The organism is Corynebacterium senegalense (genome assembly GCF_900411315.1).
GTDB lineage: Bacteria > Actinomycetota > Actinomycetes > Mycobacteriales > Mycobacteriaceae > Corynebacterium > Corynebacterium senegalense.
This window is the reverse complement of record NZ_LS990887.1, coordinates 1031560-1046826: the sequence shown is the minus strand read 5'-3', so window position 1 is coordinate 1046826 and position 15267 is coordinate 1031560. Positions and strand designations below refer to the sequence as shown.

Here is a 15267-nt window from a genome sequence, read left to right as displayed (position 1 = left end):
GCGCTATGTCAAAGGATGCGGCGTCCGCAGAGGTCTGCACGGGGGGGGTCGTGGGCAGCGTCAGAGGTGAATGAGGGGCAGCGGGGGGTGGTGCGGGGGCGTCTACGGGCGCGTGAGGGGGCGAAAACGGCGCCGGGCGAGCGGCCACACAGCGGGTTTTATGCACGCTCTATGCACGCGGTGGCGCCTTGGCCTATGTGTCGGGCTGGATTGTTTCGTCTACGGGCTAACAGTTTGCCAATACCGGTAGGGGAGAGGGAATGGCGGCAAGGGGAGCCGCCCCCCACCCCGGCGACGACGCGGGCGCGGTCGCGGGGCGGTTCATGCATTGAATAAATGATTATTCATTTCGCCTCGAGCGTCAACGCTGGCATGAGTGGCGTGCCCACGTGCTCGGCGTCCACACAGCTCGGGCAACCTTGCAGGCGTGCATAAACCTAAGAGAAAGCTTAGTGACAACTCACGAAACCTACGGGTTGTAGCGCAACGGGGTGGACACTTGAGGGGGGTGGACACTCGAGAGGGGTGGACGTGCCGTTGTCTAGTTAACGAGCAGGTCAACACATCTTTAGGGTGCCATGTGGTGGACGGGTGGACGGGGTGGACAATAGGGCCCCTCCAATCCCCTCAACCCCACAGCGTTGCCATATCACCTAATAATTTCTTATATAAAAAAATACTAAGGGTAGTGTTCGGCCACCGGGGGAAAGGGGGCTTGTCCACCCCGTCCACCCGTCCACCTCTTGAGGGCAAAAATAGGGCGTGAGCTGTGTAAACGCTCCCGTTGATGGTGTCCACCCCTCGATGTGTCCACCCCTCCGCCGCTGTCCACCCCCACGGTGTTTGCGCAGGTAGGGGACGGTTTTTGGGGGGTGGACACCACGGCGGCTATCCGGTGAAAATGACGCGCCAACCCTTGTTTTGCTCGAACACTTCGAACTGCGGGTCGCCCTCGAGCACTTCGCGCACGGCCTCGAGGGTGTCACTATCCCACCGCTTCGCGGGCCCGTTGCGCTTGAGCTCGGAGAACCGCACGCCCTCGCCCCCGGCGTGCTTGCTAAGCCACTTCGCCGCGGTGTCAACGCGCTGATGTAGCAACTTCTCGGCCGCCTCGGCCTTAACGGCGAGCTCGGCGGTCGCCGCCTCAACCTTGCGGTCGCGCGCCTGCCGGGCGTACTTCTCGTGCCACTGCGTGATAACTGCGCGGTGGTTGGCCATGACGTAGCCCGCGAGGTGCCACCACCGCGGCGTGAGTTCCCACTCGCCACTAGCGATAGCCATGAGTGTTGCCACCTTGCGGCGGCGCAGCCCCTCGTGTGCGGCCTGTTCGTCGCCCTCGTTGAGGCGTAGGTTGGCGTCCTCAATGGCGCGTATGACCTCGGGGGCGGTGGGAAATGCCAGCCGCCTGTTGGTCGTCTGCATGGTCAGCATGGGCGGCTGCGGTTCGGCGACGCGGATAACCGGCGTCGGTTCGTCGTTGGTGTCGAACGCCCCGGCGTCTCGCTGTTCGCGCCACAGCTTGCGCCCGGCTGTGGTGAGCTCGGGGACGGCCACGAGCAGGCGGGCGGTGAAACCGGTGCCTTTGACGTCGCCGGTGAGCAGCGGGGCGGCGGTTTCTTCCTGGGCCTCGATGTTGAGCACGCCGCGGTAGGTGTGCTCGGGCACGTGCCACGAGGTCTTGACGTCGCTGTTGGTCGCGCCCATGGCCTCACCCATAAAGAACTTGTTAAGTGTCGGCACGTGGGTCGAGTTCTTGGCGCTTGCCAGCGCCGTAAGGCTGGCTACCTCACTTTCGACAAAGCGCATGCGAGGCGGTACCCACCCATCGGGCTTGGCGGTCTTGCTACGCCATGCGAACGAGGAACCGAGACCTTGACCGGAAAAGCCCGGCCCCTCGTGGATTTCCCACTCGGTGCGCATGGCGCTTGTCACGAGCTTGCGCGCCGTTTTCGTCGTGGTGCCCTTGCCACCGCTGGGCGGGGTCACGAGCATGGTAATGAGGTTGAGCGAGGCGTCTGCAGGGTTCGCCATGACAACGCGCGGGTCAACCCGTAGCGCGACCTCGGAGAGCACCACGAGCAGCATGGCGTAGGGGTCAACGTGCTTAATCCACGCCCACCGCTTGACCTCGGCGAGCCACTTGGTCGCCTCCCACAGCTCACTATCGTCGCCGGTGTCGATAGCGCGCGTGAGGTCGCGGGGCCGGGTTGTAGCGGCGGTGTGGGTAAACGGGTTGGGCGCGTCGGGGTCAACCTCCACCTCGGATAGGTCGCATGCGCCAACTATGTCGTCGGCGATACCGAGTGCGGTGCGCGCCGCTGCGTAGTCACCGCCGTGCTGCGTGAGGGCGACGAACTGAAACTTTGAGACGCGCTCGTAGCCCTTGAGCTCGTCCGGTGGGTTGGACGTCCACAACTGCAGCGCGCCGCCGTTGTCGGCGTAGCCGCACATGCCGTTGTGAGCCGTGGCCGACTTGGTTGAGCTGTGGCACCCCGGTGCTTGGTAGATATCACACCCGCAGTTGTCGGTGCCGGTGATAAACCACCCGGCCGGGGCGAGCAGGTCGTGCCAGTCGGTTTCCTCGGCCCACGTGTCGATATTCGAGGTGGCAAACGAGTCTGCGCGCCCGGCCTTGGCGTGGTCGCGCTTCTCGGCGGCCTCGGCCCTGGTGCGGGCCCTGTCACGGGCGGCGTCGATAACCGGGCGGGCCGCCCGCGCTGTGTAGACCCGGCCGCCGTCTGCGACGACGTAGGCGGGCTTGGCGGGGTCCGCGGCGTCGTCGCGCACGCTGCCGGGCAGGAGCACGTAGCGGTTGCCCGCCATGGCGGTTGCGCCGCCCACCTTGACCTCGGCGAGGGCGTCGTTGGTGTCGGCGGCGTCAATCCACCAATGCCCGCCGCTGTGGTGCCCGCGAGTGGTGCCGGGGCTGTGTACCGTCGGCGTCGGCATGTTTGTGCCGTTTTGGGCCTGCCATGTGTGCCACCCGTCCACCTCGGCGGGCGTGTCGGCGTCCACGATAACGAGCTTGCTCGGGCCCAATACAACGGCGAGGTTCATGCCGTCGCGGTAGTGGCTGCTAAACACGCCCGGCTCGGTGGTGGCGTTATTGAGCCCGTTGGGGGTCGCGGGCTTCTTTCCCCCGCGCTCGATGGGGATAAGGGCGAGGCCGTGGCCCTGCAACGCCGCGGCGTAGGCGAGCACCTCGTCGCGTGTGGCCCGGTCAACCCGCGGCGCGGTGCGCAGCAGGTCGGTCAAAGCGTCCGCTCGTGAGGGACGCGGTGTGTGAGTTACCATATGACGTGTCACTTTCTCGGTTGGTTTGATGGTGGCGTTAACCCCCGCTGATTCATGCCCGGCGGGGGTTTTATTCGCCGTTCAGCTCGGCCACATATGCGATGTCCATGACGGCGGGCTCGCCCAAAAGCTGAATGTTCTTGTTGACGGGCACCCCGCGGCCGGTTGCCTTGGCCAGCCTCGGCGAGGTGAGGTAGCCGCGTGGCATACGTACGCCGTCGTCGTCTCTGGGCTCGATGATGTAGGGCGTCTCGGGAAACTCGGGGTGATGTTCCCAGTGGTAGCCCTTGAGGCGGCGGCCACCCAGCCAACGGCGGACGTCGCCAATCTCGCTACCGGGGGGCAAGTCGAGGCCAAAGGCTCGGTACACCCCGTCGCCCCGGCCCGCGATAACGAGACGGTGGATTAAAGCCGGGTGAGATTTGATTTCGTACACGGTGACGTGAGTGCCGGGCATGAGGTAGTAGGGGGTCAAGTTGTCTATGGCCACGGGTCGGTGTCCTTTCCGTTGTCGTTTACAGGTGCCTGCCCCATGACGGGGTAGGGGTAGTCGAGGCCGCGCACGGCGGCGAACACCTCGGCGTAGGGCTTGTGCAGCAGCGTCGAGACGTGCAATAGGGTCACACCGCGGCGTGCGAGTACGCGGGCGGTGACGACCTCGGCGGCGCTTAGCGTTGTCAGGGGCACTTATCCCACCGCCTTAGCGGGTGTGTGGGCGCGGTAGATCGTGGCAAGCCGGTCGCGGCACTCGGTGCTTGCCTGCGGTGCCCCCGCCGCGGTGGCAATGGCGTGCACGGTGGTGGTCGTGGCGAACAGCAGCTTGAGGTAGGCCGCGTGCTGCTCGGGGGTCATTGCTCGTGTGTCCACGGCTTACGCACCTGCCTTGGCGAGGCGGTGCGAGAGGTAGGCGTTGAGGTACTCGAGCCGGGCGGGGTCGAGCTGGGCGCCGTTGTTGGTGGCGTGGTCGATGGTGCGCACCATCTGAACAACGGCGAGGTCGGCGCGGGCCTCGGCTATCTCGGTGCCGCTGCCGCCCCGGCGTGCGAGTACGGCAAGCCGTGAACGCACGTCGGTGAACTTGGGCGGGACGTAGGGAAGTGTGGTTGCCATGACGGGGCTCCTTTGTCTCGGCCCGCGCCGGGTTGCGCGGTGCCCCGTAATCGTCATGCAACGGCGGGAAATGAGGCGGCTACTATGACCTGTAGTACCAGTTATCGGGCCCTATGGCCCGGTATTGGCGACGGTAAATGTGCAGGTCAAAGGAGGTTTTGAGCCGGCGAGTTAATGTGGTGGTAGTTGTAGCCAATCTCGTAGCGCACCGCCCCTACACTTTCCATTCGATTCGCACCTTATCCGGGTCGAACCGCTTGACGCCGGTGCGCTCGGGCACGATGTAGACCCGTGCCACCGCGTCCACGAGGGCACGCTTGAGCTCGAGCGGGGCGGTGGCCCACCACACACGCACGTCGTCACCCGCAGTAGTGATAGCGGCCACCGCGGCGTTGTCGTTGGCGCGGGTGGCAAGCTCGGCGTCAAGGTCGGCGAGCTGTGTGAGCAACGCTTTGTTGAGCTTCCCGAACTGCGCGGCGTCGAGGTTGCCCGCCATAAACTCGGCCTCGAGGCCCGCTATCCGGTCACGCAACTGTGTGCGCTTGGTCGTAAGCACCGCCGCCGCGTCGTCGCCCTCGGCCGCCGCTATCGCCTCGGCCATGTCGGGGCGAGACAACCGTGCCAACACCGCTGCGGTCACGTAGTCGTCTACCGGGTCGGCCAGCCGCGAGGTATGCCCCTTGCTGGTGAGGTTCTCGTTGCTCTTGGCGTAATAGACGCGCTTTTTGTAGACGGCGCCGCTTGCGAGCGTGTCCTTGCGCCACCGCGCGTACATAACGCGGGCGTTATCGGGCTCGGCTAGGCACGCGCTACAGCCACACCGGTAAATGCCGCTGCCGAGGTGCTCGGGCTTGTGCCCACGGCCCTTGTTGGCGGTGCGCGCCGGGTTGGTGAGCACGGCCTTGAGCTGCTCGTGCTCGCCCTCGGTGAAAATGACGGGCCACTGTCCCCGGCCCACAACCTTGCGGTTGTACTTGCGCCGCTTGCCTTGGGTGTCGAGCGTGTTGTGCGTGGCGTACCCGGCGAGCCGTGGGTTGGTGAGCAGGTCGCGCACCGCCCCGCCGTAGAACGGCTTACCCGTCGTGGTGGTAAACCCCTGCTCGTTGAGCCACTGCGCGGCGCCGTAGAGACTGCCGCCGCCTATGACCATGCCCGCAACGTGGCGCAGCGCCTCGGCCTCGGGCTCGACTAGCGCGGTGCGCTCGGGGTTGTAGCCAAAGGTGCGCCGCCCGGTCGCATACGGCACACCGTTGAGGTTCATTTGCTCGAAAGCGGCCTTGATTCGTTCCGACTTGTGGCGTGATTCCTGCTCGCTGACGGCGCCGATAATCTGCGCAATCATGCGCCCGTTAGACCCGCTTAGGTCGATGGCGCCGCCGTTGACCGTCTCGGTGTCCACACCGCGTGGGGCAACTACGTCGATGTACTCATTGAGCTCGGTGAGGCGGCGGTGCAAGCGGTCTTGGTGCCATGCGAGCACCTTGTCTACACGGCCTGCCTTTATGTCGCGCAACAAGCGTTGATACTCGGGGCGGGTGGCGCCGCTGTAGGCCGAAACTGAATTGTCGATGTAGGTATCGGTGACGACGTAGCCGCGTGAGGCGGCGAGGTCGCGGCATGCCTTTTCTTGGCGCTTTACGCCCGCTTCTTCCTTGCGGTCGAGCGAAATGCGGGCGTAGATAACGGCGCGAGGGGCGGTGGTGGGCTCGGTTGTCATGGCCTCACTATAGGGACGCCAAAACAAGTTCAGCTAAAAGCGAATTTTTGAGAACCCTTGTCGTCGCGCTCGCCGCCACGCACTCGCCCGACGAGCTGAACCTCGTCCTCGTGGACTTCAAGGGAGGCGCGACCTTCCTCGGCTGCGAGGGCCTGCCGCACACCTCGGCGGTGATCACCAACCTCGCGGACGAGGCGATCCTCGTCGACCGCATGTACGACGCCATCTCCGGGGAGCTGAACCGCCGGCAGGAGCTGCTGCGGGCGGCGGGCAACTTCGCCAACGTCACCGATTACGCGGCCGCCCGGGCGGAGCGCCCCGGAGAACTGGACCCGTTGCCCTCCCTGCTCATCGTGGTCGACGAATTCTCGGAGCTGCTCAGCCAGCACCCGCACTTCGCCGACCTGTTCGTCGCGGTGGGCCGGTTGGGCCGCTCCCTCGGGGTGCACCTGCTGCTGGCCTCGCAGCGCCTCGAGGAGGGGCGGCTGCGCGGGCTTGACGCGCACCTGTCCTACAGGATCGGATTGAAGACGTTCTCCGCCGCCGAGTCGCGCCAGGTCCTCGGGGTGCCTGACGCGCACGAGCTGCCCTCCGAGCCGGGCTCAGGATACCTGAAAGCGGGTCCCGGGGAGCTGACGCGGTTCCGGGCCGCATACGTCTCCGGGCCGCTGGTCAGGCGCGTCGAGAAGCGGGCCCCGTCTGAGACCGCCCGCGTGAGGGCCTTCCACGGGTGGGACGAGGCTGAGGGGGCGGGGCCGGACACGGAGGAGGTCGTGGACGACTCCGCGACGCTTCTTTCCGCCGTCGTGGATGCGGCGGCCCGCACGGCGCAGGAGCGGGGGCAGTCCGCGCACACGGTGTGGCTGCCTCCCCTGCCGGACGCGGTTGAGCTCGCGGCGGTGTGCGAGGAGTCCGGTTTCCTGCGCGCCGTGGTGGGGGTGACCGACGAGCCCTACAGGCAGCGGCAGGGGGCCTTCGTCCTGGACCTGACCTCGGCGGGCGGGCACGTCGCGGTGGTCGGCGGGCCGCAGACGGGCAAATCGATGGCCGTGCGCACCCTCGTGGCCTCGCTCGCGGCGACCCACACGACCGACCAGCTCGCCTTCTACGTCATCGACGCCGGCGCGGGCGACCACGCCGCCCTCGCCCGCCTGCCGCACGTGGCGGGGGTGGCGGGGCGCGAGGACGAGGAGAGGGTGCGCCGCATCGTGGACGAGGTCGGGGGATTCGTGGACAACCCGGCGCAGCTCGCCGGGCGCCACGCGGTCCTCGTCGTCGACGGGTGGCACGCGGTGACCGCGACGGATTCCCCGCTGGCGGACCTGCGCGAGCCTTTGACCCGCATCGCCGCCGACGGTCCGGCGGCGGGAGTCCACCTCGTCGCGACGTCGCAGCGCTGGAGCGCCATGCGCGCCGCCGTGCGCGACCTCTTCGGTACGAGAGTCGAGCTGCGCCTCGCCGAGCCCCACGATTCCCTGCTCGACCGCAAGGCACAGGCCAGCCTGCCGGCGCGGCCCGGCCGGGGTCTGACGCCGGAGGCGGTCCCGATGCTCGTCGCGGCGACGCACCACCAGGACATCGCCCACGTCGCCGCCCGCGCCGCGGACCAGGACCCCGTGCCCCAGCTGAAGGTTCTGCCCGGCCACGTCGCCGCCCGCACGCTTTACGACGCCCACCCGGGCGCCCTCCCCTTCGGCGTCGGCGGCCCGGGACTCGAGCCGCTGACGTGCGCCTCGGGGCACCTGCTCGCGGTGGGAACGGGCGGCTGCGGCAAGTCGACGCTGCTCGCCACCGCGATCGGTGCCGTCTGCCGGGCCCCGCGCGAGCAGGCCCGCCTGGTGGTTGTGGACCCGCGCCGCACCCATCTGGGCCGTGCCCCGGAACACATGGTGGCCGCCTACGCTGCGTCGACGTCCGCGGCGCGCGACGCGCTCGCCGCAGCGGCCGTGACATTGTCCGGCCGCCTGCCCGGGGCGGAGGTCACGCCGGAGCAGCTCGCCAGCCGCTCGTGGTGGGAGGGCCCCGACATCTGGGTTGTCATCGACGACCTCGACCTTCTCGACGAGGACGCGTTGCGCCCGCTCGTGCCACTGTTGCCGCACTCCCGCGACGTCGGACTGCACTTGGTCGTGGCCCGAAAGTTCGGCGGCGTGGCCCGCGCGCTGTTCGGCGGGTTCCTCGGCGCTTTCAGGGACCTGTCGCCGGAGGTGCTGCTCTTCGACGGAAACCGCGACGAGGGCACCGTCTTCGGGATCAAACCCGGCCCGCACCGCCCCGGGCGGGCGACGCTCGTGCGGGGAAGCGATGTGGTCGGCACCGTCCAGGTGGCGGCCCCCTACGAGGAAGGAGGGCGCCTGTGAACGCGCCTGCGGCGGGAGCGGACCCGCTGGTCACCATCACGCTGACCGAGGCCGGTGCCATCTTCGAGGGGTTGACCAACGTCCACCGCTACGATCGCCCCTCCCCGGCCGAGGTGGCGAGCTACGTGCGCAACCTGCTCGGCCCCAACCCCGGTGGCGCCGGGGTGCACATCATCGGAGCCGAGGAGGACGTGGAGAAGCTCGACCGGGCGCTGGCGGGCTACGACGTCGTTCTCACCGCCGAGCGGCCCGCGCAGCGCCACCCCGTGGTGCCACCGCTCCGGGCGGAGGAGGAGACGGTGGTCATCACCCGGCCGAGCGCTCCTCCCTCTGTCCTCGAGGGCGTCGGCCGGTGGATCGACGGCAACGGAGCGTGGGTGCTGGGGGCGGGGGTGGTTGCCGTCACCGCAGTGGTCGCGGGAGCGATCTGGGCAACCGTCGCGCCGGGCGGGGAGGATGCGGCCGCGCCGCAGGCCCCCGCAGACGTCGCCGGGAGCGCGCCGGGTTCGGCGGTAGCGCCGCCGGTGGCGTCGTCAAGCGTGCGGGCTCCCTCCGTCGTTGTTGTGAGGCAGGGGCTCAGCGTCGAGCTGCCGCCGGGTTTCCGCGTCGAGCCCGACGGGCAGATGTGGCGGGCGACCGGCGCCGACCCGAATTTCCGCTTGCAGCTCGCCGTTGACAACCTCTACGAACTTCCCGCCGAGGAGATGGCGGCGCAGGTGCTGCGCGACATCGAGGCGGATCCGGAGGTGGAGCTCGTCAGCAACGACGGGGCAGCGATCACCTACCTGGAGACCGCCCCCGACGGCTCAGAAGCGCTCTGGCGCACGTGGGCGGACGCGGGCCACCAGCTCTTCGTCGGCTGTCACACGCGCTCTGCGCCGACGACCGTGCAGCAGGCGACCTGCCGCATGGCGATGGACTCCGCCGACTACGACCCGGAGGCGGTGGACTCCGTGACGTAGCTGTGACGCAGCCCGGGCGCGTGCGAAAAAGAAATGTGCGCCGCGAGGGAACCGCCGCGCAAGTTTCGCAGTCTAAGACGGGTGCGAGGTTGGCTGGGCGGATGGACCGCGCCGCCGCGGCCTCTCGGAAACCGCCGCCTCAACAGCACAAACACAACGAACAAGGGGGGACGTCCCATGGGACAGTTCAAGACAGAAGCCGACGTGATGCGCTCGGCCGCAGAGCGCGTCGACGAAACGAACAGCAACGTCAACATCGAGATCGACCGCGTCCAGCAGGTCGCCGAGTCCACCCGCTCCTTCTGGAGCGGCGAGGCGCAGCGCAGCTTCGACGACCTCATGGTGCGTTACGACGACGCGCAGCGGCGCCTCGGCGAGGCCCTGGGCGCCATCGCTGTCAACATCCGTGACAACGCCACCAACTTCGAGGGCGTCGACGCCTCCAACACCGACGACTTCCGCTCCATCTCCGCCGGCCTGGCGCTCTAACCCGGGCTCTCCACCAAAGACACGACTAGAAAGGAACGAACATGGAAATCAAGTACGGTTTCGGCCAGCTCTCCGGCGCGGCCCAGGACATGGACGCCTCCGCGGCCAAGATCGCGGGCCAGCTCGCCGACCTGGAGGCCATGCTCCAGCCCATGGTCTCCACCTGGGAAGGCGACGCCGCCGAGGCGTACGCCGCCCACCAGCAGAAGTGGGACCAGGCGGCCGAGGAGCTCAACACCATCCTCAAGACCATCGCCTCCACCGTGGAGGAGGGCAACAGCCGCATGCAGGCCGTCAACGCCGCCGCAGCGGCGAGCTGGGGCTGAGACCAGCCGGTACAACGCCACGGTGCGGCCGGCGGGCTGATCACGGGGGTGGACGCCGCCACGCCGAACCGCGCCGCAGCGCCCTGCTTGGGGGAGCAGGGGCATCCGGCACCACAACGAGACCACACTGAAGAAACGATGTCGGGGGACATCCTGAACGCCGCCGCTGCAGTGCGGGGGGACGGGGGCCGCGTGATGCGGCACCCGGGCACTGCACCGGGGGCGCTCACGCGTTTTGGAGATCGCCGCCCGCGCGGAGTAACCTTTGACACCTGTGTGTTTCAGCGCCCCCGGGCGCGCCACCCGTCGGGTCTCCACCGGCCGCCGTCGGGTGCGGCGGACACGCGATCGTCTGGCCGGCAGCTCACTAGACAGACTTTAAGGAGTCATGCATGTCTACTTACCACCCGAAGAGCGGTGACATCACCCGCAAGTGGTACGTCATCGACGCCACCGACGTGGTGCTGGGCAAGCTTGCTTCCACCGCAGCGGATATCCTGCGTGGCAAGCACAAGCCGCAGTTCGCACCGAACGTCGACACCGGCGACCACGTCATCGTGATCAACGCCGACAAGGTCCACATCTCCTCCAACAAGCGCGACCGCGAGATGCGCTACCGCCACTCCGGCTACCCGGGTGGTCTGAAGTCCATGACCCTGGGTCGTGCGCTTGATGAGCGTCCGGATCGCGTTATCGAGGAGGCAGTGCGCGGCATGATGCCGCACAACCGCCTCTCCCGCCAGTCCATCAAGAAGCTTCACGTCTTCGTCGGCTCCGAGCACCCCTACGCCGCTCAGAAGCCGGAAACCTTCGAGTTCAAGCAGGTGGCTCAGTAATGACCGAACCGAACAACTACGCAGAAGAGACCCTCGGCGCTGCCACCGACATCGAGGCAGCCACCGCCGCTACCGAGGAGTTCAACTACACCATTGGTGACGCCGTCGCACCGGCCGTCGACGCCGAGGACGAGCAGGCCGTCGAGCCCGTGTCCCTGCACGAGGGCCCGATCCAGACCGTCGGCCGCCGCAAGCGCGCCATCGCCCGCGTCACCGTCACCGAGGGCGAGGGCAAGATCGTGGTCAACGGCCGCGAGTTCGAGGACTACTTCCCGAACAAGCTGCACCAGCAGGACATCCTCACCCCGCTGACCCTGCTCGAGCGCGAGGGCCAGTTCAACATCAAGGCCACCATCAACGGTGGCGGCCCGACCGGCCAGGCCGGTGCCCTTCGTCTCGCCATCGCGCGTGCGCTGAACGTCTACAACCCGGCTGAGCGCCCGACCCTGAAGAAGGCCGGCCTGCTCACCCGTGACGCCCGCGCCGTCGAGCGCAAGAAGGCCGGTCTGCACAAGGCCCGCCGCGCACCGCAGTACTCCAAGCGTTAATCGCTTTTCCTGCCGCGCGCAGCCGCTCCGCTGGATCCCAGTGGGGCGGTTTTCGCCGTTTCGGGCCGTCCTCCCAGTCGGGGAGGTCCGCCCGGTGGGGCATAATTGGGCCCATGACTCGATTGTTTGGAACCGATGGTGTCCGCGGCCTCGCGAACCAGGTGCTCACCGCCCCGCTCGCCCTGAAGCTGGGTGCGGCGGCGGCGATGGTGCTCACGGAGAAGACTGGTACGGGCAAGCGCCGACCCACCGCGATTATCGGCCGGGACCCCCGCGTCTCGGGGGAGATGCTGGCCGCGGCCATGGCGGCCGGGATGGCGTCGAAAGGCGTCGACGTGCTCCGCGTCGGCGTGATTCCGACCCCGGGCCTGGCGTTTCTCACCGACGACTACGGCGCCGACATTGGGGTGATGATCTCCGCCTCGCATAACCCGATGCCGGACAACGGCATCAAGTTCTTCTCCGCGGGCGGCAGGAAGCTTCCCGACGATGTGGAGGACCGGATCGAGGCTGCGATGGAGGGCCTGGACGAGACGGGGCCGACGGGCACCGGCATCGGCCGCGTGATCGAGGAATCTCTGGATGCCCAGGAACGCTACCTCGCGCACCTGAAGGACGCGATCAACGTCGACCTGACGGGGATTAAAGTGGTCGTGGACTGCGCGAACGGCGCTGCCTCGGTCGTCGCCCCCAAGGCCTACGCCGCGGCGGGCGCGGAGGTGGTGCCGATCTTCAACCAGCCCAACGCTTTCAACATCAACGACGGCTCCGGCTCGACCCACATGGACAAGATCCAGGCGGCCGTGGTGGAGCACGGCGCCGACATCGGGCTCGCCCACGACGGCGACGCGGACCGCTGCCTGGCTGTGGACGCGGAGGGCAACATCGTCGACGGCGACCAGATCATGGCGATCCTCGCGACGGGGATGAAGGAGAAGTCGAGCCTGCACGAGAACACCCTGGTCGCCACCGTGATGAGCAACCTGGGCCTAAAGATCGCGATGCGACGCGAGGGCATCACGATCAAGGAGACGAAGGTGGGGGACCGCTACGTCCTCGAGGAGCTCGGCCGCGGGGATTACTCGCTCGGCGGCGAGCAGTCCGGCCACATCGTCGTGCCGGCGCACGCGACCACCGGCGACGGCACCCTCTCGGGCCTCATGCTCATGGCGCGCATGGCGGAGACGGGCAAGAGCCTGAAGCAGCTTGCCGACGTCATGACCGTCCTGCCCCAGGTACTCATCAACGTCCCGGTGTCCAACAAGACGCTGATCCTGGAGGACGAGAACGTGCGCACCGCCATCGCCACCGCCGAATCCGAGCTCGGCGACACCGGCCGCGTGCTGCTGCGCCCCTCCGGCACGGAGGAGCTGTTCCGCGTCATGGTCGAGGCCTCGGATTCCGAGGTGGCGCGGAAGGTGGCCGGCCGGCTGGCGGCGGTCGTTGCGGCCGTGTAGGTTCCGGGGGTGGAACACCCCGCCGGAATTTTTCCGGGGCGGCGGGGGAACCGGGGGACTGCGGTTGCAGTCTAAGTAGGGCGCAATGGTTTTGAGCCCTGCTGGCGGGCCGGACATCCGGCCCGCTGGCACAGGGGGAATGGGGGAAGAATGAGCGTTCCTTTGAACGTCGATCCAGCAGCGGTCCGCTCGCAGGTCAGCGCGGCCATCGAAGAACATCGCCAGCTCATTGCGGACCTGAGGGGCAACCTTCCGGAGTTTCCCGCTGGCGCCGCCGGGGTGGGATTCGCCGCCGGAGCGGGAGCGCTTTCCGACGCCATGGTGGGCGTCCAGAATCTCACGATCAGGTTCCTCGAGAACCGGGTCACGGCGTGGGAGCAGATCATCGCGCTTGTCGACGCCATCGAGCAGCGCGACTCCCTCAACGCCGGCGACCTCGAGGCGGTGGACCGGCTGTGAGCGCGGTACTCGAGAAAGCGGCCCAGGTCGCGGCGGACGCGAGCGCCATCCCGCTGGCGAACCCCGCCGTCGTCGCCCAGATCCACGACCTGGTGGGACGCATCACGGAGGAGGAGCGAAAGACCGAGGGCATGGACCTCGACCTCGTGAGGGCGGGCGCGCGGAACCTCACCCGGGGTGGAGGGTTCGACAAGCTGATCAAGGGGGTGTTCGAGCGCGTCTTCGCGGACGGCATCGCGGGTGCCATCGGCGACGCGCTCTCCAGCGGAGCGGAGTGGTTCGAAAGCGTCGGCATTGGCCCGGACGAGCGCGCCCGCCAGGAAGGCGAGAGTAGACAGGGCGACAACGTCGAGGAGCTGTGCCGCGCGGTCGACGAGTGCTGCCAGGCGATCGAGGTGACCACCGAGACCTCGGACACGGCTGCGGGTTCGATGCTCGATCTGGTCTCGCTGGTGCTTTTCTTCTGCAAGTCGACCCCGGCGACGGCGATCATCTCGGCGGTGCTGCCCCTGGCGGTCGACGGGTTGAACGGGGTGCTGGGCACCGTGCGCGACCGCAACGAGAGCATCGACAAGTGCCTGGCCGAGTGCGAGGCGCGCTGCCGGGCGGCGGAGGAGCACCAGCCGCTGCCACCCCCGCAGTTCGACTGTCCTCCTGCACCGGAGGGTCCGCCGCCGGCGTCCCCGTACCCAGTGGAATCCCAGCCCCCGGCGGCCCCGGCACCTCCTGTGGCCCCGCCAGCGCCCGCAGCCGCGAGCCCCGCGCCGCCGCGCGGCCCGGTGAGCCCGGTGGGCGACGCCGGCAGCGTCGCTACCGTGGCCAGCTCGGCCCTGCCACCGGTCGGGGGCGCCCTCACGCTCAGCCAACCCGGACCGGTGGGCATCAACGCCTCCGTCACGGCCAACGTTTCGGCGCACCTGAATCTCAACGTCGACGCCGCAGCGCTGGCCGGAGCGGCACAGGCTTCGGCGGCCCAGGTGACGCAGGTAGCTCAGGCGGTGGCGGCCACGCTCGCCGACAGCGCGAGCGCAGCGGAGTGCACGGTGGTAGAGGCCGCCCACGAGGCGGCGCACGCGTGCGGCCCGTGCTGCACCTGCGGCTCCGGGGACGAGGCGCCCGCCCCCGAGCAGCCCGCTCCTCCCGCGGAACCCGCCCAGGAGCCGGCGCCCGCTGCCGGCCCGCCCACAGCAGAGGGGACCATCCCGCCGCCTCCGGAGCTGGCGCAGGTGGAGGAGCCCCCGGCGCCGCCGGAAAAGCTGGCCGCGGCGGGAACCCAGCCCGCCGCGGGGCCGGCTCCACCGGCTGACACACCGTCCCCGGCTGAGCCTCCGGCCGGTGGCGGCGACGGACCGGGCCTGCCCGACGCACCCGAAACCCACGACAGCGCCCCCGCCGCCGAACCGGACGAGGCCGCACGGATCAAGAAAACGAGTGAATGGTAATGGACTTCCTGGAATTTGCGGAGCAGTACAAGCTGCGCACGGCAAAGCGGATGATGGACTTCGAAGCAGCGATCAACGAAGCTCACCGGAAGATGGAGCAGGCCGGGCGGCAGCAGCAAATGGTTCGAGAGCTGGGCCTGCGGAAGCCCGTGACGAACCTGCCCAAAGGCGTGTACCGCCCGCCGCGACGGGGCGGCAGGGTCCAGGGGGTGCTGCGAAGGGACGACCAGGTCGATTCGGACTAGGGCCCGGCGCGGAAAACCTGGC

Annotated in this window: 16 protein-coding genes; 10 read left to right on the top strand and 6 right to left on the bottom strand. The window is 68.3% G+C overall.

Annotation, left to right across the window (positions count from 1 at the left end; all coding sequences use genetic code 11):
* Positions 1 to 888: 888 nt before the first annotated feature.
* The 6 genes from DYZ02_RS05070 to DYZ02_RS05050 form a co-directional block, all read right to left on the bottom strand.
* Entirely contained in the window at positions 889 to 3255 is a 2367-nt protein-coding gene (locus DYZ02_RS05070) for a bifunctional DNA primase/polymerase (RefSeq protein WP_181896894.1), read from the bottom strand.
* Positions 3256 to 3364: 109 nt separating this feature from the next.
* Positions 3365 to 3784 (bottom strand): hypothetical protein, encoded by a 420-nt coding sequence (locus DYZ02_RS05065; protein WP_115685272.1) that lies wholly within the window; start codon positions 3782 to 3784, stop codon positions 3365 to 3367.
* Positions 3775 to 3981, bottom strand: coding sequence for a hypothetical protein (locus DYZ02_RS05060; RefSeq protein WP_115685271.1), 207 nt, complete (start codon positions 3979 to 3981; stop codon positions 3775 to 3777). The genes DYZ02_RS05065 and DYZ02_RS05060 overlap by 10 nt, the downstream gene beginning before the upstream one ends.
* Positions 3982 to 4161: a hypothetical protein gene (locus DYZ02_RS11220; protein ID WP_147291479.1), complete on the bottom strand. Its 180-nt coding sequence runs from the start codon at positions 4159 to 4161 to the stop codon at positions 3982 to 3984.
* A 3-nt stretch (positions 4162 to 4164) separates the two neighbouring features.
* Positions 4165 to 4404, bottom strand: a complete 240-nt coding sequence (locus DYZ02_RS05055) for a hypothetical protein (protein ID WP_115685270.1) — start codon at positions 4402 to 4404, stop codon at positions 4165 to 4167.
* A 214-nt stretch (positions 4405 to 4618) separates the two neighbouring features.
* The gene (locus tag DYZ02_RS05050) at positions 4619 to 6121 is read right to left on the bottom strand and encodes a recombinase family protein (protein ID WP_115685269.1); all 1503 of its coding nucleotides are present in this window, start codon (positions 6119 to 6121) and stop codon (positions 4619 to 4621) included.
* A 47-nt stretch (positions 6122 to 6168) separates the two neighbouring features.
* Between DYZ02_RS05050 and eccCb the strand changes: the two genes are divergently transcribed.
* The 10 genes from eccCb (at position 6169) to DYZ02_RS05000 (ending at position 15245) form a co-directional block, all read left to right on the top strand.
* A complete protein-coding gene (eccCb, locus tag DYZ02_RS05045) occupies positions 6169 to 8481 on the top strand; it encodes a type VII secretion protein EccCb (protein WP_245945664.1) in 2313 nt (770 codons plus the stop codon).
* On the top strand, positions 8478 to 9443 hold the full coding sequence (locus DYZ02_RS05040; protein WP_115685268.1) for a type VII secretion-associated protein: 966 nt from the start codon (positions 8478 to 8480) through the stop codon (positions 9441 to 9443). Before eccCb ends, DYZ02_RS05040 begins: the two co-directional genes overlap by 4 nt.
* Before the next feature lie 177 nt (positions 9444 to 9620).
* Complete coding sequence (locus DYZ02_RS05035; RefSeq protein ID WP_115685267.1) at positions 9621 to 9932, top strand: WXG100 family type VII secretion target; 312 nt, start codon at positions 9621 to 9623, stop codon at positions 9930 to 9932.
* 41 nt (positions 9933 to 9973) lie between these two features.
* Positions 9974 to 10258, top strand: a complete 285-nt coding sequence (locus tag DYZ02_RS05030; protein ID WP_115685266.1) for a WXG100 family type VII secretion target — start codon at positions 9974 to 9976, stop codon at positions 10256 to 10258.
* A 392-nt stretch (positions 10259 to 10650) separates the two neighbouring features.
* Positions 10651 to 11094, top strand: a complete 444-nt coding sequence (gene rplM / locus DYZ02_RS05025; RefSeq protein WP_115685265.1) for a 50S ribosomal protein L13 — start codon at positions 10651 to 10653, stop codon at positions 11092 to 11094.
* Complete coding sequence (gene rpsI / locus DYZ02_RS05020) at positions 11094 to 11642, top strand: 30S ribosomal protein S9 (protein ID WP_115685264.1); 549 nt, start codon at positions 11094 to 11096, stop codon at positions 11640 to 11642. The genes rplM and rpsI overlap by 1 nt, the downstream gene beginning before the upstream one ends.
* 113 nt (positions 11643 to 11755) lie before the next feature.
* Positions 11756 to 13099, top strand: coding sequence for a phosphoglucosamine mutase (gene glmM / locus DYZ02_RS05015; RefSeq protein ID WP_115685263.1), 1344 nt, complete (start codon positions 11756 to 11758; stop codon positions 13097 to 13099).
* Positions 13100 to 13249: 150 nt separating this feature from the next.
* On the top strand, positions 13250 to 13558 hold the full coding sequence (locus tag DYZ02_RS05010) for a hypothetical protein (RefSeq protein WP_147291478.1): 309 nt from the start codon (positions 13250 to 13252) through the stop codon (positions 13556 to 13558).
* On the top strand, positions 13555 to 15000 hold the full coding sequence (locus tag DYZ02_RS05005) for a hypothetical protein (protein WP_115685261.1): 1446 nt from the start codon (positions 13555 to 13557) through the stop codon (positions 14998 to 15000). The genes DYZ02_RS05010 and DYZ02_RS05005 overlap by 4 nt, the downstream gene beginning before the upstream one ends.
* On the top strand, positions 15000 to 15245 hold the full coding sequence (locus DYZ02_RS05000; RefSeq protein ID WP_115685260.1) for a hypothetical protein: 246 nt from the start codon (positions 15000 to 15002) through the stop codon (positions 15243 to 15245). The genes DYZ02_RS05005 and DYZ02_RS05000 overlap by 1 nt, the downstream gene beginning before the upstream one ends.
* Positions 15246 to 15267 lie beyond the last annotated feature (22 nt).

Bases quoted from the DNA above. Each gene is read 5' to 3' on its own strand.
- DYZ02_RS05010 (WP_147291478.1), top strand. From the start codon at position 13,250: ATGAGCGTTCCTTTGAACGTCGATCCAGCAGCGGTCCGCTCGCAGGTC.
- rpsI (WP_115685264.1), top strand. From the start codon at position 11,094: ATGACCGAACCGAACAACTACGCAGAAGAGACCCTCGGCGCTGCCACC.
- DYZ02_RS05055 (WP_115685270.1), bottom strand. From the start codon at position 4,404: ATGGCAACCACACTTCCCTACGTCCCGCCCAAGTTCACCGACGTGCGT.
- DYZ02_RS05050 (WP_115685269.1), bottom strand. From the start codon at position 6,121: ATGACAACCGAGCCCACCACCGCCCCTCGCGCCGTTATCTACGCCCGC.
- rplM (WP_115685265.1), top strand. From the start codon at position 10,651: ATGTCTACTTACCACCCGAAGAGCGGTGACATCACCCGCAAGTGGTAC.
- glmM (WP_115685263.1), top strand. From the start codon at position 11,756: ATGACTCGATTGTTTGGAACCGATGGTGTCCGCGGCCTCGCGAACCAG.
- DYZ02_RS05000 (WP_115685260.1), top strand. From the start codon at position 15,000: ATGGACTTCCTGGAATTTGCGGAGCAGTACAAGCTGCGCACGGCAAAG.
- DYZ02_RS05030 (WP_115685266.1), top strand. From the start codon at position 9,974: ATGGAAATCAAGTACGGTTTCGGCCAGCTCTCCGGCGCGGCCCAGGAC.
- DYZ02_RS05035 (WP_115685267.1), top strand. From the start codon at position 9,621: ATGGGACAGTTCAAGACAGAAGCCGACGTGATGCGCTCGGCCGCAGAG.